Annotated in this window: 25 protein-coding genes and 1 tRNA gene; 11 read left to right on the top strand and 15 right to left on the bottom strand. The window is 69.5% G+C overall.

Annotated elements, in window-relative coordinates:
• The first annotated feature begins 48 nt into the window (after positions 1-48).
• Genes ACZ5K7_RS04670 through ACZ5K7_RS04655 form a run of 4 tightly spaced genes read left to right on the top strand, consistent with a single transcriptional unit; the run spans position 49 to position 3,191 of the window.
• The gene (locus ACZ5K7_RS04670) at positions 49-762 is read left to right on the top strand and encodes a nucleotidyltransferase family protein (protein WP_351700834.1); all 714 of its coding nucleotides are present in this window, start codon (positions 49-51) and stop codon (positions 760-762) included.
• 4 nt (positions 763-766) lie between these two features.
• On the top strand, positions 767-1,678 hold the full coding sequence (locus tag ACZ5K7_RS04665; protein WP_351700831.1) for an NAD-dependent epimerase/dehydratase family protein: 912 nt from the start codon (positions 767-769) through the stop codon (positions 1,676-1,678).
• Positions 1,675-2,343: a spherulation-specific family 4 protein gene (locus tag ACZ5K7_RS04660; RefSeq protein WP_468910367.1), complete on the top strand. Its 669-nt coding sequence runs from the start codon at positions 1,675-1,677 to the stop codon at positions 2,341-2,343. The genes ACZ5K7_RS04665 and ACZ5K7_RS04660 overlap by 4 nt, the downstream gene beginning before the upstream one ends.
• Complete coding sequence (locus tag ACZ5K7_RS04655; protein WP_468910364.1) at positions 2,340-3,191, top strand: endo alpha-1,4 polygalactosaminidase; 852 nt, start codon at positions 2,340-2,342, stop codon at positions 3,189-3,191. Before ACZ5K7_RS04660 ends, ACZ5K7_RS04655 begins: the two co-directional genes overlap by 4 nt.
• A gap of 125 nt (positions 3,192-3,316) precedes the next feature.
• Here the strand turns inward: ACZ5K7_RS04655 and ACZ5K7_RS04650 are convergent, their stop codons facing one another.
• The 5 genes from ACZ5K7_RS04650 to ACZ5K7_RS04630 form a co-directional block, all read right to left on the bottom strand.
• Positions 3,317-4,111, bottom strand: coding sequence for an SDR family NAD(P)-dependent oxidoreductase (locus ACZ5K7_RS04650; protein ID WP_468910361.1), 795 nt, complete (start codon positions 4,109-4,111; stop codon positions 3,317-3,319).
• An 85-nt stretch (positions 4,112-4,196) separates the two neighbouring features.
• A complete protein-coding gene (locus ACZ5K7_RS04645; RefSeq protein ID WP_468910359.1) occupies positions 4,197-4,772 on the bottom strand; it encodes a TetR/AcrR family transcriptional regulator in 576 nt (191 codons plus the stop codon).
• 413 nt (positions 4,773-5,185) lie between these two features.
• Positions 5,186-5,258, bottom strand: a tRNA-His gene (locus ACZ5K7_RS04640).
• Between the two features lie 114 nt (positions 5,259-5,372).
• Entirely contained in the window at positions 5,373-5,975 is a 603-nt protein-coding gene (orn, locus tag ACZ5K7_RS04635) for an oligoribonuclease (RefSeq protein WP_351700816.1), read from the bottom strand.
• Between the two features lie 233 nt (positions 5,976-6,208).
• On the bottom strand, positions 6,209-7,381 hold the full coding sequence (locus ACZ5K7_RS04630; protein WP_351700813.1) for a helix-turn-helix domain-containing protein: 1,173 nt from the start codon (positions 7,379-7,381) through the stop codon (positions 6,209-6,211).
• Between the two features lie 1,100 nt (positions 7,382-8,481).
• Here ACZ5K7_RS04630 and ACZ5K7_RS04625 point away from each other — a divergent pair.
• Positions 8,482-9,009 carry a universal stress protein gene (locus ACZ5K7_RS04625; protein ID WP_351700807.1) on the top strand — a complete coding sequence of 176 codons (528 nt, stop codon included), beginning with the start codon at positions 8,482-8,484 and terminating at the stop codon, positions 9,007-9,009.
• Positions 9,010-9,163: 154 nt separating this feature from the next.
• Positions 9,164-9,730: a GPR1/FUN34/YaaH family transporter gene (locus tag ACZ5K7_RS04620; RefSeq protein WP_351700804.1), complete on the top strand. Its 567-nt coding sequence runs from the start codon at positions 9,164-9,166 to the stop codon at positions 9,728-9,730.
• 206 nt (positions 9,731-9,936) lie between these two features.
• On the opposite strand, the gene glmS is transcribed toward ACZ5K7_RS04620, so the two are convergent.
• Both glmS and ACZ5K7_RS04610 read right to left on the bottom strand, forming a co-directional pair.
• Positions 9,937-11,754, bottom strand: a complete 1,818-nt coding sequence (gene glmS, locus ACZ5K7_RS04615) for a glutamine--fructose-6-phosphate transaminase (isomerizing) (protein ID WP_351700801.1) — start codon at positions 11,752-11,754, stop codon at positions 9,937-9,939.
• A 20-nt stretch (positions 11,755-11,774) separates the two neighbouring features.
• Positions 11,775-12,032: a hypothetical protein gene (locus ACZ5K7_RS04610; protein ID WP_468910352.1), complete on the bottom strand. Its 258-nt coding sequence runs from the start codon at positions 12,030-12,032 to the stop codon at positions 11,775-11,777.
• Between the two features lie 165 nt (positions 12,033-12,197).
• Here ACZ5K7_RS04610 and ACZ5K7_RS04605 point away from each other — a divergent pair, with 165 nt between their 5' ends.
• Positions 12,198-13,763, top strand: a complete 1,566-nt coding sequence (locus tag ACZ5K7_RS04605; RefSeq protein ID WP_351700795.1) for a purple acid phosphatase family protein — start codon at positions 12,198-12,200, stop codon at positions 13,761-13,763.
• An 89-nt stretch (positions 13,764-13,852) separates the two neighbouring features.
• Here ACZ5K7_RS04605 and ACZ5K7_RS04600 read toward each other — a convergent pair whose 3' ends face one another.
• Positions 13,853-14,710, bottom strand: a complete 858-nt coding sequence (locus ACZ5K7_RS04600) for a DUF4429 domain-containing protein (RefSeq protein WP_468910348.1) — start codon at positions 14,708-14,710, stop codon at positions 13,853-13,855.
• Between the two features lie 111 nt (positions 14,711-14,821).
• Here ACZ5K7_RS04600 and ACZ5K7_RS04595 point away from each other — a divergent pair, with 111 nt between their 5' ends.
• Positions 14,822-16,450 carry a beta-N-acetylhexosaminidase gene (locus ACZ5K7_RS04595; protein WP_468910345.1) on the top strand — a complete coding sequence of 543 codons (1,629 nt, stop codon included), beginning with the start codon at positions 14,822-14,824 and terminating at the stop codon, positions 16,448-16,450.
• 64 nt (positions 16,451-16,514) lie between these two features.
• On the opposite strand, the gene ACZ5K7_RS04590 is transcribed toward ACZ5K7_RS04595, so the two are convergent.
• The 6 genes from ACZ5K7_RS04590 to ACZ5K7_RS04565 form a co-directional block, all read right to left on the bottom strand.
• Positions 16,515-18,284 carry an IucA/IucC family protein gene (locus tag ACZ5K7_RS04590; protein WP_468910342.1) on the bottom strand — a complete coding sequence of 590 codons (1,770 nt, stop codon included), beginning with the start codon at positions 18,282-18,284 and terminating at the stop codon, positions 16,515-16,517.
• Positions 18,281-18,826 carry a GNAT family N-acetyltransferase gene (locus ACZ5K7_RS04585; protein WP_468910339.1) on the bottom strand — a complete coding sequence of 182 codons (546 nt, stop codon included), beginning with the start codon at positions 18,824-18,826 and terminating at the stop codon, positions 18,281-18,283. The genes ACZ5K7_RS04590 and ACZ5K7_RS04585 overlap by 4 nt, the downstream gene beginning before the upstream one ends.
• Complete coding sequence (locus ACZ5K7_RS04580) at positions 18,823-20,100, bottom strand: lysine N(6)-hydroxylase/L-ornithine N(5)-oxygenase family protein (RefSeq protein WP_468910336.1); 1,278 nt, start codon at positions 20,098-20,100, stop codon at positions 18,823-18,825. Before ACZ5K7_RS04580 ends, ACZ5K7_RS04585 begins: the two co-directional genes overlap by 4 nt.
• On the bottom strand, positions 20,084-21,526 hold the full coding sequence (gene desA, locus ACZ5K7_RS04575) for a lysine decarboxylase DesA (protein WP_468910334.1): 1,443 nt from the start codon (positions 21,524-21,526) through the stop codon (positions 20,084-20,086). The genes ACZ5K7_RS04580 and desA overlap by 17 nt, the downstream gene beginning before the upstream one ends.
• A 126-nt stretch (positions 21,527-21,652) precedes the next feature.
• Positions 21,653-22,522, bottom strand: coding sequence for a siderophore-interacting protein (locus ACZ5K7_RS04570; protein ID WP_450973762.1), 870 nt, complete (start codon positions 22,520-22,522; stop codon positions 21,653-21,655).
• A gap of 50 nt (positions 22,523-22,572) precedes the next feature.
• Positions 22,573-23,622: an ABC transporter substrate-binding protein gene (locus tag ACZ5K7_RS04565; protein WP_468910329.1), complete on the bottom strand. Its 1,050-nt coding sequence runs from the start codon at positions 23,620-23,622 to the stop codon at positions 22,573-22,575.
• A gap of 269 nt (positions 23,623-23,891) precedes the next feature.
• On the opposite strand from ACZ5K7_RS04565, the gene ACZ5K7_RS04560 reads away from it, so the two are divergent.
• A complete protein-coding gene (locus ACZ5K7_RS04560; protein WP_468910327.1) occupies positions 23,892-24,353 on the top strand; it encodes a hypothetical protein in 462 nt (153 codons plus the stop codon).
• Between the two features lie 146 nt (positions 24,354-24,499).
• Here the strand turns inward: ACZ5K7_RS04560 and ACZ5K7_RS04555 are convergent, their stop codons facing one another.
• Entirely contained in the window at positions 24,500-25,036 is a 537-nt protein-coding gene (locus ACZ5K7_RS04555; RefSeq protein WP_351700765.1) for a TetR/AcrR family transcriptional regulator, read from the bottom strand.
• A 75-nt stretch (positions 25,037-25,111) separates the two neighbouring features.
• Here ACZ5K7_RS04555 and ACZ5K7_RS04550 point away from each other — a divergent pair, with 75 nt between their 5' ends.
• Together ACZ5K7_RS04550 and ACZ5K7_RS04545 are read left to right on the top strand one after the other, a co-directional pair.
• Complete coding sequence (locus ACZ5K7_RS04550) at positions 25,112-26,161, top strand: aldo/keto reductase (protein WP_468910324.1); 1,050 nt, start codon at positions 25,112-25,114, stop codon at positions 26,159-26,161.
• Positions 26,158-26,880, top strand: coding sequence for a DUF998 domain-containing protein (locus ACZ5K7_RS04545; RefSeq protein WP_468910321.1), 723 nt, complete (start codon positions 26,158-26,160; stop codon positions 26,878-26,880). The genes ACZ5K7_RS04550 and ACZ5K7_RS04545 overlap by 4 nt, the downstream gene beginning before the upstream one ends.
• The last annotated feature ends 1 nt before the right edge of the window (position 26,881 follow it).

The following is a 26,881-nucleotide window of genomic DNA, read 5'->3' as shown; positions in this document are numbered from 1 at the left end:
CGTCTCAGGCCATCGACCACCGACCACCGTCCGACAACGGAGTCCGCCATGCACGCAGTCATTCTGGCCGGAGGCAAGGGTGTCCGGCTGCGCCCGTACACCACCGCCCTGCCCAAGCCGCTCGTCCCCATCGGCGACCAGCACGCCATCCTGGAAATCGTGATGCGGCAGCTCGTCAACTCGGGATTCACCAGCTGCACCATCGCCATCGGCCACCTCGGCCACATCATCCGCGCCTACGTCGGCGACGGCTCCCAATGGGGTATGCGCGTCGACTACTCGACCGAGGACAGCCCGCTGGGCACCATGGGCCCGCTGCTGACCATGCTCGACCGGCTGCCGGAGCACTTCCTGGTCATGAACGGCGACATCCTCACCGACCTGGACTTCCGCGCCGTCCTGCGCGGTCACCAGGCCGGCGGCGCGCCGCTGACCATCGCCACGTACTGCCGCAAGGTCAGGATCGACTTCGGCGTCCTGACCACCGACAGCAAGCAGGTCGTCGGCTTCACCGAGAAGCCGACCCTGGACTACCGGGTGTCCATGGGCGTCTACGGGCTCTCCCGGTCCACCCTGGACGGCTACACCCCCGGCCTGCCGCTCGGCTTCGACGAACTCGTCCTCGACCTGCTCCGCGACGGCACCCCTCCGGCCGCCCACGAGTTCGACGGCTACTGGCTGGACATCGGCCGCCCGGACGACTACGACCGTGCGAACGCCGAGTTCACCACCCATCGCGACCTGCTGCTGAAGGGTGCGTGACCTGATGCGCGTCCTCGTTCTGGGGTCCACCGGGTTCCTGGGCCGGCACATCACGGAGCAGCTGCGCGCCCTCTCCGGCGTCCGGGTGCTCCGCGCCGGCCGCTCCCCGGGCGCCGACCTGCGGGTCGACCTCACCACCGCCACCGTCCCCGCTCTCGCCGCCGACCTGCACGCGCTGGCCCCGGACGCCGTCGTCAACTGCGCCGGAGCCGTCGGAGGCGGCCCGCTTCTGCTGGCGGAGACCAACGCCCGGGGGCCCGCCGTGCTGTGCGAGGCCCTGACCGCGGCCGACCTCCCGGTACGCCTGGTCCACCTCGGTTCCGCGGGCGAGTACGGCGCGAACGCCGGGCAGCCGCTCGGCGAGGACTCCGCCACCTGCCCGCAGGGCGCGTACGGGGCCACCAAACTGGCGGGTTCGCTGACCGTCGCCGAGGCCGCACTGGACGCCGTCGTCCTACGGGTGTTCAACCCCCTCGGGCCGGGCTCGCCCGGCACCAGCCTGCCCGGCCGGCTCGCCGACGAACTGCTGCGCGCCGGGCCGGACGGCGCGGTGCGGGTCGGTGACCTGTCCGCGTACCGCGACTTCGTCGACGCACGGGACGTGGCCCGTGCCGCCGTCCTCGCCACCACCGCCCCCGGCCCGCTGCCCCGCATCCTCAACATCGCCGGCGGCAGCGCCACCCGGGTCCGCAAGGTCGCGGAAGGCCTGGCCCGGATCAGCGGATTCCACGGCCGGATCGACGAGAACGGCACCGGTTCCCAGCGCTCGTCAGCTGTCTCCTGGCAGCAGGCGGACATCACGGCCGCCGCCGCAGCTCTCGGCTGGCACCCCGAACGCACCCTCGCCACCTCGCTCGCCGACCTGTGGACCTCGCGCACCGGCACGCCCCCGATCCCGCCCCCGACCCCGGCATGACACACGGCCGACTGCTTGTTCCGCTGTACGTCCACCCCGCTGTGGACCCGGCGGCGTGGCAGGCCCTGACGCGGGTCCCGTCGCGGCTGTACGGCGTCGTCCTCAACGTCGCCGACGGCCCCGGCGCGACCCGCGACCCGGCCTTCGCCGCCGCCGCCGGGGCCCTGCGTGCGGCGGGCATACGCGTCCTCGGATACGTCGACACCGCCTACGGCACCCGTCCCCACCAGACGGTGCTCCACGAACTGCGCCACCACATCAGCTGGTACGGAACCGACGGCGTCTTTCTCGATCAGGCCGGCGCCGAAGCCGGCCTGCTGCCGTACTACCGCGCGCTGGCCGACGAGGCCCGCGACCACGGCGCCGGCACCGTCACGCTCAACCCCGGAATCCACCCTGACCCCGGCTACGCCTCCATCGCCGATCTGCTGGTCACCTTCGAAGGGGACTGGCAGACCTACCTCACCTCGGCTGCGCCCTCCTGGACCGCGGCGCACCCGCCGGCCCGCTTCTGTCATCTGATCCACGGCATCCCCGACGGCCTGTGCGACCTCGCCGCCCGCACCGCACGGATCCGCCGAGCCGGCGTCCACTGCGCGGTACCGGGTGCGGGCGCGAATCCCTGGGCCGCCCTGCCCCCCGCCGTGAGGAGGGGAACCACATGAGGTTCGCAACCCGCCCGCCACTTCTGCTGTCAGCCGTGTCCCTGTTATTCGCGGCAGTGCTCACGGCAGTGCTCACGGGACTGCTCACCGGGTGCGCCACCGTCCCGGACCGCACCCCCGACCGGATCCCTGGCGAACACACGTCGGCCGCACGCTGGCAACCGCGCCCCGGCACGGCCTGGCAGTGGCAGCTCAGCGGCCGCGTCGACCCCCGCGTAGCCGTCCCCGTCTACGACATCGACGGTTTCACGAACAGCGCCGCCGTCGTACGACGCCTCCACAGCAGCGGCCGTAAAGTCATCTGCTACGTCAACGCCGGCGCCTGGGAGTCCTTCCGCCCCGACCGCAAGGCCTTCCCCGCCTCCGTCCTCGGCCGCTCCGACGGCTGGAGCGGCGAGCGCTGGCTCGACATCCGCCGACGCTCGCTGCTGCGCCCCATCATGGCCGCACGGTTCGACATGTGCCGGGCGAAGGGCTTCGACGCCGTCGAGCCCGACCTCGCGGACGGCTACACCAACGACACCGGCTTCCCACTGACCGCCGCCGACCAGCTCGCCTACAACCGCATGATCGCGGACCTCGTCCACGAACGGGGCATGGCGGTCGGCCTCAAGAACGACCTGGAACAGATCCCCGACCTGGTCCGTGACTTCGATTTCGCGGTCAACGAGCAATGCGCGGAGTTCCACGAATGCCCGTCGCTGAGTCCCTTCATCAAGGCGGACAAGGCCGTCTTCCACGTGGAGTACAGCGTGCCCAAGCACACGTTCTGCCCGATCGCCAAGCGCCTCGGCCTCGACTCCATGCGCAAACAGCTCGCCCTGGGCCGCTGGCGCAGCCCCTGCTGAACCCCGCCTGAATCCCGCCGAAGTACCGGTTCATCGACGCGGAGAAGGCGCGCGGCGGTGCGGGTAGCGGGGTCGGTCGCGGCGGTCGCGCTGCCGCTGCCAGGTGCGGGTGCCGTCCACAGGCCTCAGAGCGTCTTGGTCTGGCCGCCGTCGATGAGGGTCTCCGTTCCGGTGATGTTCGCGGCGAGGGGGGAGGCGAGGAACAGGGTGAGGTCGGCGATCTCGTGTGCCTCGCTGATTCGTCCGGACGTGATGCCCATGCTCTGCGGCACGACGACGTCCAGCGCTTCCTGCGCAGTGGTCCCGGCGGCCGCGGCGGTGGCGTCGGCGAAGCCGCCCGGCGCGGTCCAGAACGGCGTGCGGACCGGGCCCGGGGCGATGGCGTTGACGCGCACGCCCTGAGGCGCGAACTCCTCGGACAGGGACTTGTTGAGGTTGGTCAGTGCGGCCTTGGCCGCCGAGTAGTCGACCACCATGGGGAAAGGCAGCCGGGCGTTGATCGAGCTGATGTTCACGATGGCGGCGTCACCCGCTGCGATCAGATGGGGGAGGGCGGCGCGGCTGGCGCGGACGGCGCTGAAGAAGGTCAGGTCGAAGATCCGCTGCCAGTCGGCGTCGTCGACCGTGAGGAACGACTCGCGGGGTTCGGCGGCACCGAGGTTGTTGACCAGGATGTCCAGGCGCTGGTGGCGCTCGACGGCCTGCTGGATCAGGGTCTCCGCCCCCTCTCTGGTGGACAGGTCGACCGGCACGATCGTGACGTCGTGATCGGCCGCCAGGGCGTCCAGCTCGGGAGTGGAGGAGCGGCTGCCGGCCACGACCTTGACGCCCTCGTGGGCCAGCTTCTCGACCACGGCCAGGCCGATGCCCTTGCTGGCTCCGGTGACGACGGCGACCTTGTCCTTGAGGTGCAGTTCCATGACGGTCCCTTTCTGGATTGATCAATACATAATTAAGGTAGGACGAACCGCGGATGTGGGCGCTGTGCGGGTTTTCCGCGGTGTGTCAGTCCAGTACGCGCATCGCCGTGGACAGGGCGTCCTCCATGAACTCCCTCCCCATGCGTGCTCCGCCGACGATGCGGATCCCCTGGATGAACGTGGTCAGGAACCTGGCCAGTTCACCCGGGTTCTTCTCGGGGGAGATCTCCCCACGCGCCTGTGCCCGCTCCAGGGCGCCGGCGAGCGAGGACTCGATCTGCCGGATCGCGGTGTTGACGCGGTCCGCGGCCAAGGGCTGGTCGCCGCACTCCGTGGCGGTGTTGACCACGAGGCAGCCACGTGTGGGGTCGGCCAGGTCCGCCTCGATCAGGGAGGTGAGCGCCTTGCGGACCGCGAACCGGATCCCGGGCGTCTCGTCGAGGGTCGTCTCCAGCTCGCCGCCCTGGAGGGAGATGTAGCGGTCGAGGGAGCGGATGTAGAGCTGTTCCTTCGAGCCGAAGGCCGCGTAGAAGCTGCCGCTGCCTATCGACAGTTCCTTCAACAGGTCCTGTAGGGAGGTCTCGGCATAGCCTCGGCGCCAGAACAGGTCCATGGCGCGGTCTATCGCCTGGTCCGTGTCGAATTCCCTGATGCGTGCCATGGGGAGAGCGTAGCGCGCTTTGTGGAATAGTCAATCCACAATGGAGGGTGCGCCAGGTGTGCGGGGTGGGCCTTGGTCGCTTGTCGGTGAGGGTGCCGGTCCGCTGCCGGAAGATCACGACGTCCACCGGAGGGAGCGCTGGGGTCGCCGGCAGGACGCACCCCCCCCGGCGGGACCGCGGCATCGGCGCCGCCGTCGTACGCGTTCGCGTCCCGTGAGGCCGAGCACAACCCGCATGATGTGGGCGGGAGTTGAGGCAGCCATGGGTTCCGCCGGTGACTCGTCCGGTAACGCTGCGCCGTCATGGACGAGACTTGTTCACCGCAGTGCCGGGCGCCGCTGTTCGGTCAAACCGGGTGACGGAAAGAGGCCCCTGATCTGCGTTTCCGCAGATCAGGGGCCTCTCATGCAAGGGTGAGTGACGGGACTCGAACCCGCGACATCCTGGACCACAACCAGGTGCTCTACCAGCTGAGCTACACCCACCACGACCGGCGGTGATTCTGTGGTTTCTCCGACCGGCCGAGAAAAAGTGTACAGGGTCCGAAGGGGTGCTCGCGCACGGCTTTACGGGAGTGCCCGCGGGGGCCTCCCGAACGCCTATTCCGCAGGCAGGACGTGCTTGGCCGCGATCGTCTTCGCGGTGTCCGAGTCCGGGCCGGGCTGGGGTACGAAGATGGCCTCGCGGTAGTAGCGCAGTTCGGCGATCGACTCGCGGATGTCGGCGAGGGCGCGGTGGTTGCCGTTCTTCTCCGGGCTGTTGAAGTACGCCCGCGGATACCAGCGCCGGGCCAGCTCCTTGACGCTGGACACGTCGACGATCCGGTAGTGGAGGTATCCCTCCAGGGCCGGCATGTCCCGGGACAGGAAGCCGCGGTCGGTGCCGACGGAGTTGCCGCACAGCGGGGCCTTGCCGGGCTCCTTCACGTGCTCCCGTACATAGGCCAGGACCTGCTCCTCGGCCTCGGTGAGCGTCGTGCCGCCGGCCAGCTCGTCGAGCAGGCCGGACGAGGTGTGCATCTGCCGCACCACCTCCGGCATCGTCTCCAGTGCCTTGGCCGGCGGACGGATGACGATGTCCACGCCCTCGCCGAGCACGTTCAGCTCGGAGTCGGTGACCAGTGCGGCCACCTCGATGAGCGCGTCGTCGGACAGCGAGAGGCCGGTCATCTCGCAGTCGATCCACACCATGCGATCGTTCATGCGACCACCCTAAAGCTGACGTCGGCGTTTGGGTGCCCCCGGTACAGCACGGACGCCTCCGAAGGCTGCCGCTTCACCGGCCCCCGGCGTCGTCCTCAAACGCCGGACGGGCTGTGGCGGCAGCCGGGTGGTCTTGTTTTCTGCCTCGCCCCTTGCCCTACCGAGTCGGGTGGTGGGTGGGCGAGGGGGCTTGGGCCCGCCCACCCGAGGGTGTCGGGTGGGCGGGGGGAGGGTCAGCTGCCCGTGCGGGGGCCCGGGAGGCTGGCCGACAGGCCTACCGCCGCTGTCCTGCGGGTCTGCATCGGGAGTACCCCCTCGGGGTACTGGACCGTCAGCGGGCCCGTCGGCGGCAGCGGTGCCGGTTCCGGGGTGTCGGGGCGGTCGGACTGCGGACGGCGTGCCCGGTACGCGGCCCGGTACGCCGCCGGGGACGAACCCAGCTGGCGGCGGAAGTGGCCGCGCAGGGCGACGGGGGAGCGGAAGCCGCAGCGGCCCGCCACCTCGTCCACCGAGTAGTCCGACGTCTCCAGCAGGCGCTGCGCCTGCAGGACCCGTTGCGTGATCAGCCACTGGAGCGGGGCCGACCCCGTCAGCGAGCGGAAACGGCGGTCGAAGGTGCGGCGCGACATGTACGCGCGCGCGGCCAGCGTCTCCACGTCGAACTGCTCGTGGAGGTGCTCCAGCGCCCAGGCGACGACCTCGGCGAGCGGGTCGGCGCCGATCTCCTCTGGTAAAGATCGATCGAGGTAGCGCTCCTGACCGCCCGAGCGGCGCGGGGGGACCACCAGGCGCCGGGCGAGCGCACCGGCCGCCTCGTTGCCGTGGTCCGTCCGCACGATGTGGAGACAGAGGTCGATTCCGGCCGCCGTACCGGCGGACGTCAGGACGTCGCCGTCGTCCACGAAGAGTTCACGTGGGTCGACGTGCACCGACGGATAGCGCTTGGCCAGCGTCGGCGCGTACATCCAGTGGGTGGTGGCCGGGCGGCCGTCCAGCAGTCCGGCGGCGGCCAGCACGAACGCGCCGGTGCACAGCCCGACTATGCGGGCCCCTTCTTCATGGGCGCGGCGCAGCGCGTCCAGCGCTTCTTCGGGTGGTGGCGCGGTGATCGAACGCCAGGCCGGTACGACGACCGTGCCGGCGCGCGAGATCGCCTCCAGGCCATGTGGCGCGGTGAGTTCCAGGCCCCCTGTGGTCCGCAGCGGGCCTTCCTCGCCACCGCACACCAGCAGTCGGTAGCGCGGTACTCCGGCGTCCTGGCGGTCTATGCCGAACACCGACAGCGGTATGGAACTCTCGAAGATGGGGCCGCCGCTGAACAGCAGCACCGCGACGATCTCCTTGCGGCGTCGCCCGGAGAGTTTCCGGGCCGCGGCTTCCGGCGCGGCAGTGGAGTCGTGGCTCATCCTGCTAAGCCCCCCTCGGTGGTCGCGGCTCCTCGGTTGTGTCGCTCCTGCACGTTTCCCCTCGGTCCTGCACGAGTCCCCCGCCGTAAGACGTCAAGATCGAATCTACTGGTTTCCGCGGTGTCGCGTTGACCAGTTCGACACGCCGTAGATTGTCGACATGACAACTTGGCGTGAAGCATTCGATCACGAAGCGTTGCACTCACGGGCCGTGCAGGGAAGTACGCCTCGTGGCTGTGGCCAAACCGCGTAGGGTGCGAAGGGTCCCCTGGACCCTTTCCGTGCAGGTGGAACGGGGGTTGGGGGGTGGTCGGGGCGCCACTTGCACAGGGTCGGGAAGTTGGCCGAAAAGAAGCGTTCCCGTGCGCGGAAACCGGTCAGTCGACCGGTGGAGTGCCCCTAGTGTGACGTCCGCCTCCACGGGCCGCTCCACGGACTGCTCCGCGGGGTGCCCGGTGCGGCGCCCGGTGCGGTGCTCCGCGGTGTGTGCCGTGGGATGTCCCATGGGGTGCTCTGTGAGGTGATGGCGTACCGCGCTCCGAGCGGCGCAGCAGGTACCGGCAGACGGCGGTGACGGCGGCGAGACCGAGGGCGGTGCCGGCGGTGCCGGCCAGCGAGGTGCCGTACCAGAGCAGCACCACGGGGACGAGGACACAGGAGAACGCGGCCCAGCGGACGACGTCACCCGCGCTGTCCTGGGCGGAGTGCGGGTTGGGTTTCGGGCGCGGTCCGGACATGTGCGTATCTCCCTGGTCTCCCTGGCGGTGTTGTGCTCCTGCCGGCCCCCTGGTGGTGCTGCCGCCGGGTTCAACGCGTGTTCGAGCGGTCGGTCACCGTGCGTGGACCCTGCTCCTGTCCGAATCCTGCGCAAACCGCCTGTACGGGGCAGCAACCATTGCGTTACGGGCGCGGCTCGTGCATGCTCCCTGGAACCCCTAACCGACTCCGGGGACGGTCCCCTACGGAGAGTGCGCGGGATCTGGGCTGAGGAGGCGTGCCGCCGTACCCTTGGGGGTATGGGGTTGGGAAGATGTTTCCCGGACACAGCTCCGCCGCACACTGTCGTCCCTCCCACAAAGGATCACAACGCCGAGACAGCCATGGCCGGTCACGAATTCTTCGATCCAGCGGACCGCAAGCGGCCGGTCGCCGACCCCACGGCGGCCGATGCGCTGGCGGCGGAAGAGCCACGCCCTTCCTGCGATCCCGCCTTCAAACACGGAGTGGTCGTCGGCTTCGACGGTTCCACCTCCAGTGAGCGCGCCCTCGCCTATGCGATCGGGATGGCACACCGCTCCAGCGCAGGGCTGATCATCGTCCACGTCGCCAACCGACTGCCGACCACCGTGTGGGCCGGCTGCGAGCCACCCGTCTTCGTCGACGTACCGGACCACCGCACCGAGGTGCTCGGTCTCGAACTCGCCTGCGCCGACTATCTGGCGGAGGTGCCCTGGATCCTCGTCGAGCGCGGCGGAGACATCTGCCACGAACTCGAAGAGGTGGGGCGGGAGTACGAGGCCGACGCGATCGTCGTGGGGTCGACCCACGGGATCGTCGGGCGGATCTTCGGCTCTGTCGCGGGCAGACTCGCCAAGCGGGCCAAGCGGCCTGTCGTTGTCATTCCGTAACTCCCCGTTCTCCCTGGTGAGATGCGCCGTGGGTACGGTCCGGCCCCCTTTGTGCCGTGCGTAAATCTACTCGTGCGTAGAGGTGTTTGTGCCCTTGTGAAGGGCATATACCGGTCACCGCGCACAACTGCACAAAGCATGAAGGGAGCCCGCCGTGGACAACGACGTCTCTGCGGGAAGCGGAACCACTACCGTGGCCGGCCGACTCGCCCTGGGGATCACCCTGTTGGCGTTCGGCCTCGGCACCACCGGCGTGATCGACGATGTCACCACGTCCGACGCCGTGTCAGTCGCCCACTATGTGGGCGGAGTCGCCCTCTTCCTCGTCGGCCTGCTGGCCTTCCGTGACCGTGACACCGTGAACGGCACGGGTTATGTGGCCCTCGGTGCCCTCTGGTTCACCTGGGCCGTCTCGTCCGGCTCCAACGCCTCGGCCAACGCGGCCGGGCTCTTCCTGCTCCTCTTCGCCCTCGTGGCGCTGTCGTTGACCCTCGCGGGCGGCGACACGCTCGGACAGGCCCTGCACGCGCTGCTGTTCCTGTCGATGCTGCTGCTCGCTGTCGCGAACTTCGCCGACAGCTCCTCGCTGGTCAAGGTGGGCGGCTGGGTCGCCGTGGCGGCGGGGGCGGTGGCCTGGTATGCCGCGACGGCCGCGCTCGCGCACTGGCCGACGGTCCTTCCGAGGCGGGCTGCCGGCCGGGGGGTGACGGCCACCGGCTGATAGGGCAGCCGACGCCGGGGAGTTGGGCGTCCCCGGCGATCCAATGAGCGGACCCCTTCGTGGCCTGACGGCACACGTGGGGGTCCGTTCGGTTTCGTCGGCCTCCGCGGGGCGGTGGGGGCTTGTCGCGCAGTTCCCCGCGCCCCTTTGGGGGCGCGGGGAACTGCGCGAGCAACCACGACGCACCCGCGCAGTCGAACGCGGCGCTACTCCACCGTCACGGACTTCGCGAGGTTCCGCGGCTTGTCGATGTCGCGGCCCAGCGCCTTCGCCGTGTGGTACGCGAGGAGTTGGAGGGGGATGCCCATCAGGATGGGGTCGAGCTCGTCCTCGTTCTTCGGGACGACGATCGTGCGGTCCGCCTTCTCCTGGTGCTGGTGGGCCACCGCCAGGATCTTGCCGCTGCGGGCCTTGATCTCCTCCAGGGCCGCACGGTTCTTCTCCAGCAGGTCGTCGTCGGGGACGATCGCCACCGTGGGCAGGGCCGGCTCGATCAGGGCCAGCGGGCCGTGCTTCAGCTCGGACGCCGGGTAGGCCTCCGCGTGGATGTAGGAGACCTCCTTGAGCTTCAGGGAGGCCTCACGGGCCACCGGGTAGCCCCGGACGCGGCCGATGAAGAGCATCGAGCGGGCGTCGGCGTACTCCTTCGCCAGCTTCTCGATCTCCGCCTCCTGGTCGAGGATCTCGGCGATCTGCGCGGGCAGCTTGCGCAGGCCCTCGATGACCCGCTTGCCGTCCCGGACCGAGAGGTCGCGGGTGCGGCCCAGATGCAGGGCGAGGAGCGCGAAGGCGACCGTCGTGTTGGTGAAGCACTTGGTCGACACCACGCAGACCTCGGGGCCCGCGTGCACGTACATGCCGCCGTCCGCCTCGCGGGCGATCGCCGAGCCGACCACGTTCACCACGCCCAGCACCCGCGCGCCCTTGCGCTTCAGCTCCTGGACGGCGGCGAGCACGTCGTAGGTCTCACCGGACTGGGAGACCGCGATGTACAGGGTGTCGGGGTCGACCACCGGGTTGCGGTAGCGGAACTCGGAGGCCGGCTCGGCGTCCGCGGGGATCCGGGCCAGCTCCTCGATCATCTGGGCGCCGATCATGCCCGCGTGGTACGAGGTGCCGCAGCCGAGGATCTTCACCCGGCGCACGGCCCGCGCGTCCCGGGCGTCCAGGTTGAGGCCGCCGAGGTGCACGGTGGAGAAGCGGTCGTCGATCCGGCCGCGCAGCACGCGGTCGACCGCGTCGGGCTGCTCGGAGATCTCCTTGTGCATGTAGGTGTCGTGGCCGCCCATGTCGTACGACTCGGCCTCCCACTCCACGGTGGTCGGCTCGGCCGTCGTCCGGGTGCCCTCGGTGGTGTATGTCCGGAAGTCGTCGGCCTTGAGGGTGGCCATCTCGCCGTCGTCCAGGGTCACTATCTGGCGGGTGTGGGTCACCAGGGCCGCGATGTCGGAGGCGACGAACATCTCCTTGTCGCCGATGCCGAGGACGACCGGGGAGCCGTTGCGGGCCACCACGATGCGCTCGGGGAAGTCGGCGTGCATCACCGCGATGCCGTAGGTGCCCTCGATCAGGCGCAGCGCCTGGCGGACCCGCTCCTCCAGGGTCTCCGCCTGGGAGCGGGCGATCAGGTGGACGAGGACCTCGGTGTCGGTCTCGGAGAGGAACTCGACGCCGTCCGCCTCCAGCTTGCGGCGCAGGTCGGCGGCGTTGTCGATGATGCCGTTGTGGACGAGGGCGACCTTCTGGTCGGCGGACATGTGCGGGTGGGCGTTCACGTCGGAGGGGGCGCCGTGGGTGGCCCAGCGGGTGTGGGCGATACCGGTGGTGCCCTTGAAGCGCGCCGGGACCTTGGCCTCCAGGTCCCGGACCCGGCCCTTGGCCTTGACCATCTTCAGGCCGGCCGCCTTCGGGGAGGTGACGACGATGCCCGCCGAGTCGTAGCCGCGGTATTCCAGCCGCTGCAGCCCCTCCAGGAGCAGGGGAGCGACATCACGCTTACCGATGTATCCGACAATTCCGCACATATATAGGTGTTCCGTATTCCTCAGCCGTAGACCATGCGGCGCAGCTGCCGGAGGGTGAGCTCCGGCGGGGCGACCGCCCTGTACTTCAGATCCGCCTCGATCCGTCCGAAGATCTCCGCGTTCACCAGGCCTTCCGCCTGCAGTTCGCGGTGGCGGCGCCGGACGTAGTCCCCGGCCGTCTCGTCGAAGTAGGCGAGCACGTCCTGTATCACCCGCAGCGCCTCGCCCCGGCCCAGGGGCGTGGACCGCGTCAGATGATCAACAAGTTCGTCGTGCACCCGTAGATCCTGGAGTACGGAACGTCGGTTTAGCAAGAATCCTGCCCGATTCCGGGCAGCGGCCTGTTGAATCTCTTATGGGGTTCTGTTCGCAGCCTGTCCATCCTGTGTCTTGCGCCACGTCGTTTGTGGAGACGAGTTTCAGACGCCATGGACATTCCTCGTATGGGCGTACCCGACAAGCTGGCCGAGCGCATGAGCATGGCCGAGCAGCACGAGTACCTCCGCGCCAAATTCTCCCGGCGGTCGATGATCAGAGGCGGCGCCGTGACTGTCGGCGCCGTCACGGGCGGCTCGTTCGTGCTGGGTGGCACCGCCCAGGCGGCCGTCCCCACCCAGTCCTCCGCCCCCGCCACCCAGTACGTCGACGGTGCCTTCGTGGCGCCGTTCGGCCGTCACCTGGCCTACGGCAACGACGCCAGCACGGAGATGACGATCTCCTGGCAGGTCCCGGTCGCGGTCAAGAAGCCGTTCGTCCGCATCGGCACCCACGCCTCGCACCTCTCGGTCAAGATCGACGCCGAGATCCGCACCCTGTACACCCCGGCCGGCATCGGCGCCAGCGGCGACCACACCCAGTACTACGTGCACGCCAAGCTGGCCAACCTCAAGCCGGGCCGCACCTACTTCTACGGCGTCGGCCACGAGGGCTTCGACCCGGCCTCGCCGCAGTTCGCCAGCACCATAGGCACCTTCACCACCGCGCCCTCGCACAAGGAGCCGTTCACCTTCACGGCCTTCGGTGACCAGGGCGTCAGCTACCACGGCCTGGCCAACGACAGCCTGATCCTCGGCCAGAACCCCAGCTTCCACCTGCACGCCGGCGACATCGCCTACGCCGACCCGGCCGGCGCCGGCAAGACCGCCGACACCGGTTTCGACTCCCGCGTGTGGGACCAGTTCCTGGCCCAGACCGAGTCGGTCGCCAAGTCCGTGCCGTGGATGGTGTCGTACGGCAACCACGACATGGAGGCCTGGTACTCGCCGAACGGCTACGGCGGCGAGGAGGCCCGCTTCTCCCTGCCCGACAACGGGCCGGACAAGAAGAACCTGCCGGGCGTCTACTCCTTCGTCCACGGCAACACGGCGATCATCTCGCTGGACCCGAACGACGTCTCCTTCGAGATCCCGGCCAACCTCGGCATCTCGGGCGGCACGCAGACCAAGTGGTTCGAGGCGCAGCTGAAGAAGTTCCGCGCCTCGAAGGACATCGACTTCATCGTCGTGTTCTTCCACCACTGCGCCTACTGCACCTCCACGGCGCACGCCTCGGAGGGGGGCGTGCGACAGGAGTGGGTGCCGCTGTTCGAGAAGTACACGGTGGACCTGGTCATCAACGGCCACAACCACCAGTACGAGCGCACCGACGTCATCAAGGGCGACAAGGTCGTCAAGAAGCTCCCGATCGGCGAGACGGCCTACTCCGAGACCGAGGGTGTCGTCTACGTCACGGCGGGCGCCGCGGGCCGCAGCCTGTACGCGTTCACCGCGCCGGACTCCTACGAGGGGCACCTGAACGAGGTCGACTCCGTCGCCTCCTTCATCAACACCAAGGACGGCAAGGTCAACGAGACCGTCACCTGGTCCCGGGTGCGCTACCTCAACTACTCGTTCCTGCGCGTGGACGTCGAGCCGGCGCCGCGCGGTCAGTACGCCAAGCTGAAGGTGTCGGGCATCGCCGAGACCGGCGACCGCATCGACCACTTCACGGTGGCCCGCAAGGCCAAGTAAGGCCGTACCGGGTCAGGTAAGGCATGGGCGGGTGGTCCTCGGGCCGTATGAGGATCACCCGCTCCGCCCTTTTCGCGTGCTCCACGGCATCACATCCTCTTCAGCACCGCCTGTTTGGCCAACGCGAACTCCTCGTCCGTGAGCACGCCCCCGCGATGCAGCTCACCCAGCTCACGCAGCCGCCGCAGCAGCGCGTCGTGATCGGCCTCGGGCTCCTCGGCCGTCCGGGACACCTCCGGCAGGGCCGCCGACGGATGCGGCAGCCGCGCCTGCACCGCCGCCGCGACCAGCGCCATCAGCGGATCCCGCTTGAACCCCCACAGCTCCACCGCGTGGGGGTCGTACTTGGCCCGCACCTTGGCCGGAGCGCCGCGCACCCGGAACCGCAGATGGCCGTTCTCCAGCCCGGCGGAGGGCTGCCACTCCACGGCCAGGATGTCCGACAGGGCCAGCGTGCGGGGGCCGGCGGCCGCCTTCGTGTCCTCCGTCTTCCAGTTCCACTCCAGCCGCACCCGCTCGCCGTCGAAGCCCGCCGTGCCGTCCCCGGCGGAGACCGACAGCGGCAGCCGCGGACCCGGCAGCAGATACCCGGTCACCGGCGTGCCCGGGACCTGCTCCAGCAGCAGCGCGTCGCGCACCTCGTCCGTGAAGTACTCGGCGACGCCGTACCGGTCCGGCTCCACGGTCAGCTGGTAGGGGTCGTGGATCTCGGCGAGCCGGCCGCCGGTGGCGTGCAGCAGCGGATCGGCGCCGTCCCGCAGCCGCAGCCTCAGCCGCCCCGACCGGCGGCCCTGCTCGAACGAGATGCCCGCCAACGCGCCCAGCGGGACCACCAGTTCACCCAGCGTCCGGCGCAGCACACTGACGTTCCTGTCCCGCCCGGGAGTCAGCCGCAGGGCGTCTCCGTCGAAGGCCCAGACACCGTCCTTCTGGATGATTTCCGCCATGCGGGGATTGTTCCACCGGAAGTACGGCCGGATGGTCTCGACCAATCCCGGTCTCTGGTGAATCCTCTCTGGTGACTCCTTCACCGAGTCACAGCCGAGAAGGGAGCGCATGTGAGACGGCACCACAGAACGACTCCCGGAACTTCCCGCACCTCCCCCGCCCCCCGTATGGCCCGCGTCCTGGGGGCCCTGCTGCTGGTCGCGGCGGCCGGCGCCTTCACGGTCGGCGCCACCCCGGCGACGCCGCGGTCCGTCCCGGCCCCGCTCGACCGGGTCGTCCCGGCGCCCGCCTCGGTCAGCACGGGCGGAGCGCCGTACCGCATCACCCGTGACACGGCGATCCGCGTCGACGGCTCCGGGGAGGTGCGCCGGATCGCCGAGTACCTGGCGGACCTGCTGCGCCCGTCCACCGGCTACCGGCTGCCGCTGACCACGCACGGCACCTCGGGTATCCGACTCCGGCTGGCCACCGGACCGTTCGGCGCCGAGGGCTACCGTCTCGACAGCGGCCGCGACGGCGTCACCCTCACCGCCGCCGAACCCGCCGGCCTCTTCCACGGCGTCCAGACCCTGCGTCAGCTGCTCCCGGCGGCCGTCGAGAAGGACACCGTGCAGCCCGGCCCCTGGCTGGTCGCGGGCGGCACCATCACCGACCGCCCCCGCTACGCCTACCGGGGCGCCATGCTCGACGTCTCCCGGCACTTCTTCACCGTGGCCCAGGTCAAGCGGTACATCGACGAGCTGGCCCTCTACAAGATCAACGAGCTGCATCTGCACCTCAGCGACGACCAGGGCTGGCGGATCGCCATCGACTCCTGGCCCCGCCTGGCGGCCTACGGCGGCTCCACCCAGGTCGGCGGCGGCCAGGGCGGCCACTACACCAAGGCCGACTACCGGGAGATCGTCCGCTACGCGGCCTCCCGCTACCTCGAAGTCGTCCCCGAGATCGACATGCCCGGCCACACCAACGCGGCCCTCGCCTCCTACGCCGACCTCAACTGCGACGGCACCGCACCGCCGCTGTACACCGGCACGGAGGTCGGCTTCAGCTCGCTGTGCGCCGGCAAGCAGGTGACGTACGACTTCGCGGCCGACGTGATCCGTGAGCTGGCCGCCCTCACCCCCGGCCGCTACCTCCACATCGGCGGCGACGAGGCGCACTCCACCGCCCACGAGGACTACGTGGCGTTCATGGACCGGGTGCAGCCGCTCGTCGCGGAGTACGGCAAGACGGTGATCGGCTGGCACCAGCTGACCGGCGCGCATCCGGCCAAGGGCGCGATCGCCCAGTACTGGGGGCTGGACGACACCAGCGCGGACGAGAAGGCCGAGGTGGTCAAGGCCGCCCAGCACGGCACCGGGCTGATCCTCTCGCCCGCCGACCGGGTCTACCTCGACATGAAGTACGACGCGGACACCCCGCTCGGCCAGGACTGGGCCGGCCTGGTGGAGGTGAAGCGGTCCTACGACTGGGATCCGGGCGACTACCTCGCCGGAGCGCCGGGTTCGGCGATCCGCGGAGTCGAGGCGCCGCTGTGGACCGAGACCATCGTGACCGGCGCCGACATCGACTACATGGCCTTCCCGCGGCTGCCGGGGGTGGCCGAGCTGGGCTGGTCGCCCGCGGCCACGCACGACTGGGACGCCTACAAGGTACGGCTCGCCGCGCAGGCGCCCCGCTGGGACGCCCTCGGCATCGGCTACTACCGCTCACCACAGGTGCCCTGGCCTGCGAAGTGAGCTGAACCGGAAAGACCGACGGGCTCCCCCGAGGACCGTACTCGGGGGAGCCCGTCCGCCCGGATCAGAACCCCGCGACGGGATTTCTCAGGGTTCCGACCAGCTGGAGGGCGCCCGACGGGTCCGCCAGGTCCACCATCTGCCTGTTGTCGCGCAGCTGGAGCCGGTTGAGGCAGGACAGCGCGAACTCGGGCGCGAACATGTCGTACTGGGCGAACCTGTCGGCGAGTTCGGGCGCCGACGCCTGGTACTCACGGGTGACCTCGGCGACCGTCCGCCAGAAGTCGTCCTCCGTCAGGACCCCTTCGGCCGCGAGGTTCGCGGCGAGGAAGCGGAAGAAGCAGTCGAAGACGTCCGTGAAGACGGACAGCAGCTTCTTGTCCTCGGGGACCTCGACGCGCAGCCGCTCGACCGCCGGCGGCAGCACCGCGTCCGGGTCCATGACCGCGATCTCCTCGGCGATGTCCTTGAAGACCGCCCGCTGCACCACGCCGTCCTTCAGGACCAGGATGACGTTCTCGCCGTGCGGCATGAACACCAGGTCGTAGGCGTAGAAGCTGTGCAGGAGCGGGGTGAAGTAGGCCTTCAGATAGGCCCGCAGCCACTCCTTCGGCGTCAGCCCGCTCCGCTCGACCAGCGCGGCGGCGAAGGACGCGCCCTCGTGGTCCACATGGACCAGGGAGGCCATCGTCGCGAGCGACTCGCCCTCCTGGAGGGACGGCACCGGGCTCTCCCGCCAGAGCGCGGCCAGCATCTTCCGGTACGGCGAGTAGCGGTCGGTCGCCTGCTCGTACTCCAGGTGCCGGTAGCCCACGGCCGCCCGCTCCCGGATGATCGACAGGCCGGTGGACTTGAGCACCGGGTCGTTGTCGATGAGCTGGGCCAGCCAGTCGTTGATCGCCGGGGTGGCCTCCATGTAGGCGGCCGAAAGACCGCGCATGAAGCCCATGTTGAGGACCGACAGGGCGGTCTTGACGTAGTGCTTCCCGGGGTGGCTGCTGTTGAAGAAGGTCCGGATGGACTGCTGGGCCAGGTACTCGTCGTCACCCTCGCCCAGGCAGACGAGGTACCCGCGTGCCACCTCGGCGGCGAAGGTGACGGTGAGCTTGTTCCACCACTGCCAGGGGTGGACCGGGATGAAGAGGTAGTCGGCGGGGTCCAGGCCCTTCTCGCGCAGGACGCCGTGGAAGCGCTCCACGGTCTCCTCGCCCAGCTCGTCACGTACGAAGGACTCGTACTCGATGCCGACGCCCGCCGTGAACGCGGCGCGCGAGGTGTGCGCCGCCAGCCAGACCAGCCGGACCGGGCTCGCGGTCTCCGGGGCGTACGAGAGGTACTCGTGGACGCCGAAGCCGAGCCGGCCGTTGTTGGCGACGAAACAGGGGTGGCCCTCGGTCATCCCGGTCTCGATCGCCTGGAAGCCGGCCCGTGCCAGCTCGGCGGCCGGGATCTGCGGCTTGGTGAGCTTGTAGCAGGTGCCGGAGAGGGTGGAGGAGATCTCCTCCAGGTAGACCGGCAGGATCTCGTCGCTCAGACCCAGCGAGTCCTTCAGCTCGATGAAGAAGTCCAGGGCGGCGAGCGGGAGTTCGGCGCCGTCGCGGACCCGGCTGATGGAGTCGGCGTCCACCTGCCAGTGGTCCAGGGCCCGGCGGACGGCGGTGAAGCGGTACCGGGTGAGCCCGTCGTCGCTGCGGACGACGTAACCGGCCCCCTCCTCCTGCGGGGTGATCAGGCGCTCGTGGGCGAACTCCGCGAGCGCCTTGCGTATCAGGAGCCGGTTGGCCTTCTCCCAGCGCTCGGGGGAGAGGTGGGCCACGGCGTCGGCGAGCGTCATACGGCGGCCACCGCCTTCTCGAACCGCTCCCGGGTGCAGAAACTCAGCAACGCCTTCTTCTCCGGCTTCTCGATCTCGCCCACGGGCACGAACCCGACGGCCTCGTTCAGCGCGTGCACGGCCGTGTTGTGCACGTCCGGCTCGACGACGATCCGGCGGGCCGCGGGATCCTCGAAGAGGTGCGCCACCACGGCGGTGATGACGGCCTTGGTGAACCCGTGCACGGGCGTGTCGGTCGCCGGGGTCAGGAAGTGCATCCCGACGTCCCCCGGCTCGGGCTCGTACAGCCCGACCAACTCGCGGTGGACGGGGTCGTAGTACTCCATGAGGAAGGCGGGCCCGCCGTCCTCGCCGAGGCCCAGCAGCGCGTGATGGTGCTCGTCGGCCGCGATCTCCATGTACGCCCGCTCGACGTCCTCCAGTCTCGCGTCCCGCATCATCCAGTAGGCCGCCTTGGGGTGCGTCACCCAGCGGTGCAGCAGCTCGGCGTCCTTGAGGGGGTCCAGGGGGCGGAAGGTGAAGCTCATCGTCATCGTGGTCATACTGCGAACTCCTGGAAGGCGATCGTCTTCTCCACCGGGTAGTGCTCCGAGCCGAGCAGCTCGCGGATGATGTACGCGTTCCGGTAGGGGCCCATGCCCAGGTCGGGGCTGGTGATGCTGTGGGTGTGGACGCCGGCGTTCTGCAGGAAGACGCCCCGGCCGGTGACGTCGATCGCGTAGTTGCGGGCCACGTCGAAGTTGCCGTGCGAGTCGTAGCGCAGCCGGTCCCGGACGGGCTGCAGGAACTCGGGCTCGGCGTACCGGTAGCCGGTGGCCAGGACCAGGCCCTGGGTCTCGATCTCGTAGTCCTTGCCCTGCTCCTCCTGGCGGAGCTTCAGCGTGTACGTCCCGTTGTCGTACGCGGCCGCGTTCAGGCTGGAGTTGGTGAGCAGCCGGGTGGGGACCGGGCCGCCGAGGTTCTTCTGGTAGAGCAGGTCGAAGATCTCGTTGATCAGGTCGCCGTCGATCCCCTTGAACAGGCCCTTCTGCTCGGCGGTCAGCCGGTAGCGGGTCGCCTCGGGCAGGGCGTGGTAGTAGTCGATGTATTCGGGGCTGGTCATCTCCAGCGTGAGCTTGGTGTATTCCAGGGGGAAGAAGCGCGGGGAGCGGGTGACCCAGTTCAGCCGGTAGCCGTGGACGTCGATCTCGCTGAGCAGGTCGTAGTAGATCTCGGCGGCGGACTGGCCGCTGCCGACCAGCGTGATCGACTCCTTGGACTGGAGTTCCTGCTTGTGCCTCAGGTACCGCGAGTTGTGGATGAAGTCTCCGCCCAAGCCCTGGCAGGCCTGCGGGATGTACGGCGGGGTGCCGGTGCCGAGGACCAGCCGGCGGGCGCGGTAGCTGTCACCGGCGGCCGTGGAGACGACGTAGCGCCCGTCCTCGTACCGGACGTCCGTCACCGTGGTGTTGAAGCGGACGTTGGTCAGTTTGTTCGCGGCCCAGCGGCAGTAGTCGTCGTATTCCACCCGCAGCGGATAGAAGTTCTCGCGGATGTAGAACGAGTACAGCCGGCCCTTCTCCTTCAGGTAGTTGAGGAAGGAGTACGGCGAGGTGGGGTCGGCCAGCGTGACCAGGTCCGACATGAACGGCGTCTGGAGGTGCGCGCCGTCCAGGAACATGCCGGCGTGCCACTCGAAGTCGGGCTTCGAGTCCAGGAAGACGCCGTCGAGTTCGGCGATCGGCTCGGTCAGGCAGGCGAGGCCGAGGTTGAAGGGCCCGAGCCCGATCCCCACGAAGTCATGGGTTCTGGTCGGGTTTTCAGGACGCGCGGTCAAGGGACTCTCCCAGGTACTGCTCGGCGTGGCCGGCGATCAGATCGAGGACGGCGGTGATGTCGGCCGTCGTGGTCTCGGGGTTGAGCAGGGTGAACTTGAGGTAGTGGCGGCCGCCGACCTTGGTGCCCGCGACCACCGCGTCGCCGGAGGCGAACAGGGCCTTGCGGGCGTACAGGTTGGCGCGGTCGATCTCGGCCGGGTCGGTGATGGCCGCCGGGATGCATCGGAAGACCAGGGTGGACAGGGACGGCTGGACGACGACGTCGAAGCGGGGGTCGGCGGCGAGCAGCCGCCAGCCCTCCGCGGCCAGGTCGCAGACCTCGTCGAAGAGCCGGCCGATGCCGTCGGCGCCCATGGTGCGCAGCGTCATCCACAGCTTGAGGGCGTCGAAGCGGCGGGTGGTCTGCAGGGACTTGTCGACCTGGTTGGGGATGCGCTCCTCGACCATCCGGCGCGGGTTGAGGTACTCCGCGTGGTAGGTGGCGTGGCGCAGGGTCGCGGCGTCCCGGACCAGCACGGCGGACGAACTGACCGGCTGGAAGAAGGACTTGTGGTAGTCGACGGTGACCGAGTCGGCGCGCTCGATCCCGGCGATCCGGTCCCGGTGCTTCAGGGAGGCGAGCAGGCCGCAGCCGTAGGCCGCGTCCACGTGCATCCAGACGCCGTACTGCTCGCACAGTTCGGCGATCTCCGGCAGCGGGTCGATGGAGCCGAAGTCGGTGGTGCCGGCGGTGGCGACGACCGCCATGGGCACCAGGCCGTCGCTCTTGCAGCGTTCCAGCTCGCGGGCGAGGGCGACGGTCTGCATCCGCTTGTCGTGGCCGACGGGGACGGAGACCACCGCGTCCTGGCCGAGGCCGAGCAGTTTCGCCGACTTCTTCACGCTGAAGTGGCTGACCTCGGAGGCGAAGATCCGCAGTTTCGCCAGGGAGTCGGTCTTTGCTTCCTCGCGGGCCAGCAGCAGCGCCTGGAGGTTGGACTGGGTGCCACCCGAGGTGAACACACCGTCGGCGGCCTCGCCGAGGCCGATGCGGGCGGTCGTCCAGTCGATCAGTTTCCGCTCGATGAGGGTGCCGCCGGCCGACTGGTCCCAGGTGTCCAGGGAGGAGTTGACGGCGGTCAGCACCGCCTCGCCGAGCACCGCCGGGATGACCACCGGGCAGTTGAGGTGGGCGAGGTAGCGGGGGTGGTGGAAGTAGACGGCGTCCCGGAGGTAGACGTCCTCCAGCTCGTCCAGGACCGCGGTGGTGTCGTGCAGCGGCCGGTCGAGGTCGATGCCGTCGATGAGAGGGGATAGGGCGTCGACGGTGACACCCGTGAACGGCCGTTCGGTGGTGGCGAGTTTGGCCGCCACCCGCTCTACTCCTTCGGTCACGGAGCGGCGGTACTGCTCCGCGGTCAGGTCATTGAGCAGGTGCGAGCGCATGAGGGGGGCCTCCGGGACGTTCCGTGCGGGGGAGGGGAGCGATCGGCTCCACTTAGGTTAGCCTAACCTAAGTAACACGACGGAAAAGCTGCCCCTCCCGTGACGGCCGTCACGTCGGCCTCGTAACTACTCGCCGGCTTCCCGGAGTTGCTCCTCCGTCAGGCCCTGCCGCCAGTAGCCGACGAAGGTGACCCGGCGCCGGTCCACCCCCCGCTCCCCGACGAAGTGCCGGCGCAGCTCCTTGACCCGCCCGGACTCACCGGCGATCCAGACGTACGGGCGCTCCCCGGCGGGCAGTCGGGCGCCCCGGATCGCCGCCTCGGCGGTGTCGCCCACCACCCAGTTGATCTCGGCGTCGGCGCGTGTCGCCACGTCCTGGATGTCCCCGGCGCGCGGCACCTCCAGCCAGGCGCGGACCCGGGTGCCGGCGGGGAGGGACTCGAGGATGGCGGTCGCCGCGGGTACGGCGGTCTCGTCGCCCCAGACCAGCACCAGATCGGTGTCCTCGGGCGGCCGGAAGCGGATGGCCCGGTTGTCGGCGACCGCCGGGCCGAGCAGGATCACCCGGTCCCCGGCGGCGGCCCGGGAGGCCCACCGGGAAGCGGGCCCGGCGGGGGATGGGGGTCCCCCCGCTCGAGCGGAGCCGAGAGTGGGGGAGGCCCCCGGTTCGACCCCGTGCAGCACGAAGTCGATGTCGATCTCGTCCGGGTCGCGGCGCAGCTCCCGGAGCGTGTACGAGCGCATCACCGCCCGTACGTCGTCGGGGAGTTCGCGCCAGCCCTGCCACCATCCGTCGCCCAGCTCGACAGGTACGGCGGGCTCGGTGCGGCCCTCGGCCGGGATGAACAGGGAGAGGGACTGGTCGCGTCCGTCGGAGTGGAAGTACGCCAGATCGGCGCCGGCGAAGGTGACCCGGACCAGAGACGGGCCGAGCCGCCTCGTCCGTACGACCTGGAGGGAGAAGAAACGGAACGGGGCGGCTACGGCCGTCGTCATATGAGCTCCTGAGACTCAGGAAGTTGTGTGGGCGTACGCGGGACCGGAGGTCAGCTGACCTTCTTCGCCGTCTCCAGCGCCTGGGCGAGGTTCTCCACCATCGCGACGCACTTGTCGTAGGAGAAGATCGGCTCGGGGGAGCGGGCGATGACCTGGCCGGCCTTGACCGCGGGGAGCTTCTTCCAGGTGGCCTGGGTGATGTCGGCCGGCTGGATGGTCGCCGAGCGGTCGTCCATCATGATCACGTCGGCCTTGTACTTGTCGACGTTCTCCCAGCTCAGGTCCTCGTACCAGCCGCCGCTCTTCTTCAGCACGGACGCCGACGGCTCGACGAAGTTCACGCCGAGGGCCTTGAAGTACTCCAGGTCCACCGAGAGGTTGGAGCCGGAGACGTAGAACAGGTCCTGGGCGGCCGAGCCGGCCAGCACCTTGATGTCGGGGTGCGCCTTGGCGGCGGCGCGCAGCCGGGAGGACGCCTCCTCGAAGCGCTTCTTGGCGTCCGTGACCTTGGTGGCCGTCATGTCCGCGCCGAGTGACTCGGCGAGGGCCCAGACGCGCTGGAGCGGGACGGTCAGCTGGCGGTCGTAGGCCGAGATGCCGACGCTCGGGGCGAGCTTGGCGATCTTGTCCTTGGAGTCGTCCGGGACGTACCAGAGGGTGCCGGCGCCATCGAACATCGTGGTGATGAGGACCTCGGGCGCGAGGGCCGCGTACTTCTCGACGTTGAACTGGCCCCAGGTGTTGCCGAGGACGGTCACCTTGCTGATGTCCATGTCGCCGGCCTGGACGTCGGCCTTGCCGTCCTTGGTCTTCGTGGGGCCGAAGACGCCCTTGACGTCGATGCCGTAGTCGTACAGCGCGGCGGCGACGCCGACGAAGGCGACGATGTCCGTCGGCACCTTGTCCAGCTTCACCGTGGTCCCGCGGTCGTCCTTGAACGTCCAGGGGCCGGACTTGGCGGCCGTCGTCTCCTTGTCGGAGGTACCACCGCTTTTCGCGTCGTCGTCCCCGCAGGCGGCGAGCACGGCACCGAGGCCGAGGGCGCCACCGGCGGCGAGGATGCCGCGGCGAGTGAGGTGGGCTGCTCTGACGTTGGACATAGGTGTGGCTGCTTTCGGATGTGCGGAAACACCGCCGGACAAGTCGTTGATTAGGTTAGCCTAACCTCAGATCTTGTCCAGGGCCGCCCTTGACGCCTGGCGCCCGAGGCCGGCTCGCGTCTTCTCCAACTCCCGGACGAATGTGTGTCCTTGCCGTTGCGTGACCGACCCTTGATGCGCGCTGGCCGGCGTGCTCACCTTGTGCGGTGATGTATGGCTGGAGCAGACGCTCGCTCGCGTCCCTCTTCGTGGTCTCCGTGGGAGTTCCGGTGGTGCTCGTCCTCGGAGCCGTCACGGGGTGGAGTCATTCGGCGATCGGCATGCCGACTTGGGCGTCGTGGACGATCGCGGCGCTGGCGATCTGTATCGGTCTGCCGTTTGCCTGGGCCTCCACCCCGCTGGGTACGAGAGGCGCCACGCACCTCCTGCTCAATGCCTATCGGCGGGAGGGACTGGAGACTGCCGAACGGCAGTATCTGTCCAGGCTGGCCCCTCGCAGGGCCGGGCTTCAGCTGTTCAACCTCGCACTCGCCCTCGATCGCGCGGGCGATCAGGATGGCGCCCACGCGGTCTACCGGCGCGCGGCGGAGTGCGGATTTCCGCCGGCCATGGCGAATCTGGCGTACGGCCTGAGCCGACGTGGTGAGGAGGACGAGGCGCAGGACTGGTACCGCCGCGCGGTGGAGGCGGGGTACCCGCGAAGTGTGCCGGAGCAGGTGGACGGTGAGTAGGAGACGCTGCGTTGCCGGGGGCGCCGATGGTGAGGCGATCTCCACAGGTCGTGGCCCGACGATCTCCTGGCCGAACGCGCGCCGGTCGCCGGCGCGAACGGGGCTGCACATCGTTCACTTGACGGGCCTGGTCGGGTGCGCGGTGTCTACCGGCGCGTGCTGAGTCCGTCGAGGATGAGCGCGAGCATGTGGGGTGCCCGGTCCTCGGGGCTGGACGCGGCGCGCCACAAGGCGCCGGTGAGTTGGAGGAAGTCGCCCGGGTCGGCGTCCGGGCGGATGCTTTCGTCCTTCTTGCCGGCGTCGAGGAGCTGGGTGATCGCGGCGATGACCGGCCCGTAGCTCTGCTCGCTGATCGCCTGGTGCGCGCCCGGGCCGAGGGCGTCGCCGAGGCCGTGTTTTCTGCGCATGGCCTCGACTAGGTCGGTCGTCCAGTGGCGGAGCGCTTCCAGTGGCGGCATCTGGGCCAGCAGGTCGGGCACGGTGCCGGTGATGCGTGCCACTTCGTCCTGGTAGACGGCCAGGACCAGCGACTCACGGGTGGGGAAGTTGCGGTACAGGGTGCCCGCGCCCACTCCCGCGCGCTGGCCGATCTGGTTCATCGACGTACTGCCGTCCGCCGCGAGCGCTTCACGTGCGGCGGCGAGGATGCGCGCCCTGTTCTCACGGGCGTCTGAACGGACCACAGGACCTCACCTTGCTAAGTGGAGAGCTCTCCACTACGTTATCCGGAGAGCTCTCCACATACTTTAAGGAGCGTCATGCATTACATCAAGCTCGGCATGACCGGCCTCGACGTGTCCCCGATCGCGATCGGCGCGATGACCTACGGCGAGCCCGACCGCGGGCACCCCGTCTGGTCGAAGGGCGAACAGGACGCGCGTCCGCTCATCAAGCACGCGCTGGAGGCGGGGATCAACTTCTTCGACACCGCGAACATGTACTCCAACGGTTCCAGTGAGGAGATCCTCGGCCGGGCGCTCAAGGACTTCGCCGACCGTGATGCCGTGGTGATCGCGACCAAGTTGCGCCATCCGATGCGGCTGGGACCCAACGGACGGGGACTGTCGCGCAAGGCGATCATGACCGAGGTCGACCATTCGCTGCGCCGCCTGGGTACCGACTACATCGACCTCTACCAGATCCACCGCAACGACCACTCCACCCCTTGGGAGGAGACCCTCGAAGCGCTCAGCGACCTCGTGAAGGCCGGCAAGGTCCGCTACCTGGGTGCCTCGTCCATGTACGCGTGGGAGTTCGCGAAGGCGCTGCGCCTGCAGAAGGAGAACGGCTGGGCACGGTTCGTGTCGATGCAGGACCACTACAACCTCCTCGCCCGTGAGGAGGAGCGCGAGATGATCCCGCTGTGCCTGGACGAGGGCGTGGGCACGATCATCTGGTCGCCGCTGGCCCGCGGCCGCCTCACCCGCGCGTGGGACGACGCCCGCTCGACGGTGCGCTCCGAGACGGACGGCGCCTACGCGGACCTGCTCTACTCGCCGGCCGAGGAGGCATCCAACCACGCGATCATCGACGCCGTCGGGAAGGTCGCCACCGCACACGGCGTCAGCCGCGCACAGGTGGCGCTCGCCTGGCTGCGACGCCAGCCGGTCGTCACCGCGCCGCTGGTCGGCGCCGGTTCGGTCCGGCAGATCGACGAGGCCGTGGCCTCCCTCGACATCGAGCTCACCGACGACGAAGTGCGCGCCCTGGAAGCCCCGTACACCCCCCGCCACGACTGGCAGGGCGTCTCGGACGAAGCCGAGATGGAGGCCATCCGCAAGCGCGTGCCCGGAATGTCTCTCGCATGAACCCCATCGTCCGCTCCGGCGCCGCTGCCCGCGCCGGAGCCCTCCTCCTCCTTCTCGGCCCGCTCGTGTCCTGGGGCGCCGAGTTCATCACCGCCGCCGCATGGCAGGACCCGCCGTACTCGCCCCTGTACAACTGGGTCAGCCACCTCGGCCTGACCGGGCCGCCGCAGACCGCGTTCGGACAGGTCGCCAACTCCCCCCTCGGTGCCGTCATGGACACCGGCTGGGTGATCTACGGCACCCTCCTGATCATCGGCACGTTCCTCGTGTTCGACCCGCGCAAGGGCGCCCGCCCGATCATCATCACGAGCCTCGCCGTCCTCGCCGGCGTCGGAGTCTCACTCGTCGGCATCTTCCAGGGCTCCAACGCCAACGTCGACAACGGCCTGATCGCCTTCCACACCTTCGGCGCGCAGGGCGTCATGCTCGCCGGCAACATCATGGCGATCGCCGTCGGAACCAGCGGAACCCGCATCGGCCTCACCAGGGGCCGCTCGATCGCGAGCACCGCGCTCGGCACCGCCGGACTGATCGCGTTCCCCCTCTTCATGACCGACGTGTTCACCGGCTGGATGTGGAACATCGGCCTGTTCGAACGCGCCGTCATCTACCCGATCATGATCGGCCACGCCCTCCTCGGAAGCAGCGTGGCCGCCACCCAGCGCCACCACCGTGCGACGCACCCGCCGGCACCCCTTACCGCACGAGCCGAGAGCTGAG

This window comes from Streptomyces sp. NPDC031497, assembly GCF_055580905.1.
Note: the sequence above shows the minus strand (reverse complement) of the source record. Positions and strands in the feature narration are given on the sequence as shown.

Excerpts from the sequence above, each read along its gene's own strand:
- ACZ5K7_RS04660 (WP_468910367.1), top strand. The coding sequence starts at position 1,675 with ATGACACACGGCCGACTGCTTGTTCCGCTGTACGTCCACCCCGCTGTG.
- ACZ5K7_RS04630 (WP_351700813.1), bottom strand. The coding sequence starts at position 7,381 with ATGAGCCACGACTCCACTGCCGCGCCGGAAGCCGCGGCCCGGAAACTC.
- ACZ5K7_RS04585 (WP_468910339.1), bottom strand. The coding sequence starts at position 18,826 with ATGACCACGATGACGATGAGCTTCACCTTCCGCCCCCTGGACCCCCTC.
- ACZ5K7_RS04625 (WP_351700807.1), top strand. The coding sequence starts at position 8,482 with ATGGCCGGTCACGAATTCTTCGATCCAGCGGACCGCAAGCGGCCGGTC.
- ACZ5K7_RS04570 (WP_450973762.1), bottom strand. The coding sequence starts at position 22,522 with ATGACGACGGCCGTAGCCGCCCCGTTCCGTTTCTTCTCCCTCCAGGTC.
- desA (WP_468910334.1), bottom strand. The coding sequence starts at position 21,526 with ATGCGCTCGCACCTGCTCAATGACCTGACCGCGGAGCAGTACCGCCGC.
- ACZ5K7_RS04550 (WP_468910324.1), top strand. The coding sequence starts at position 25,112 with ATGCATTACATCAAGCTCGGCATGACCGGCCTCGACGTGTCCCCGATC.
- ACZ5K7_RS04655 (WP_468910364.1), top strand. The coding sequence starts at position 2,340 with ATGAGGTTCGCAACCCGCCCGCCACTTCTGCTGTCAGCCGTGTCCCTG.
- ACZ5K7_RS04600 (WP_468910348.1), bottom strand. The coding sequence starts at position 14,710 with ATGGCGGAAATCATCCAGAAGGACGGTGTCTGGGCCTTCGACGGAGAC.
- ACZ5K7_RS04605 (WP_351700795.1), top strand. The coding sequence starts at position 12,198 with ATGGGCGTACCCGACAAGCTGGCCGAGCGCATGAGCATGGCCGAGCAG.
- ACZ5K7_RS04590 (WP_468910342.1), bottom strand. The coding sequence starts at position 18,284 with ATGACGCTCGCCGACGCCGTGGCCCACCTCTCCCCCGAGCGCTGGGAG.
- ACZ5K7_RS04545 (WP_468910321.1), top strand. The coding sequence starts at position 26,158 with ATGAACCCCATCGTCCGCTCCGGCGCCGCTGCCCGCGCCGGAGCCCTC.
- ACZ5K7_RS04565 (WP_468910329.1), bottom strand. The coding sequence starts at position 23,622 with ATGTCCAACGTCAGAGCAGCCCACCTCACTCGCCGCGGCATCCTCGCC.
- ACZ5K7_RS04665 (WP_351700831.1), top strand. The coding sequence starts at position 767 with ATGCGCGTCCTCGTTCTGGGGTCCACCGGGTTCCTGGGCCGGCACATC.
- orn (WP_351700816.1), bottom strand. The coding sequence starts at position 5,975 with ATGAACGATCGCATGGTGTGGATCGACTGCGAGATGACCGGCCTCTCG.
- ACZ5K7_RS04670 (WP_351700834.1), top strand. The coding sequence starts at position 49 with ATGCACGCAGTCATTCTGGCCGGAGGCAAGGGTGTCCGGCTGCGCCCG.
- glmS (WP_351700801.1), bottom strand. The coding sequence starts at position 11,754 with ATGTGCGGAATTGTCGGATACATCGGTAAGCGTGATGTCGCTCCCCTG.
- ACZ5K7_RS04650 (WP_468910361.1), bottom strand. The coding sequence starts at position 4,111 with ATGGAACTGCACCTCAAGGACAAGGTCGCCGTCGTCACCGGAGCCAGC.
- ACZ5K7_RS04645 (WP_468910359.1), bottom strand. The coding sequence starts at position 4,772 with ATGGCACGCATCAGGGAATTCGACACGGACCAGGCGATAGACCGCGCC.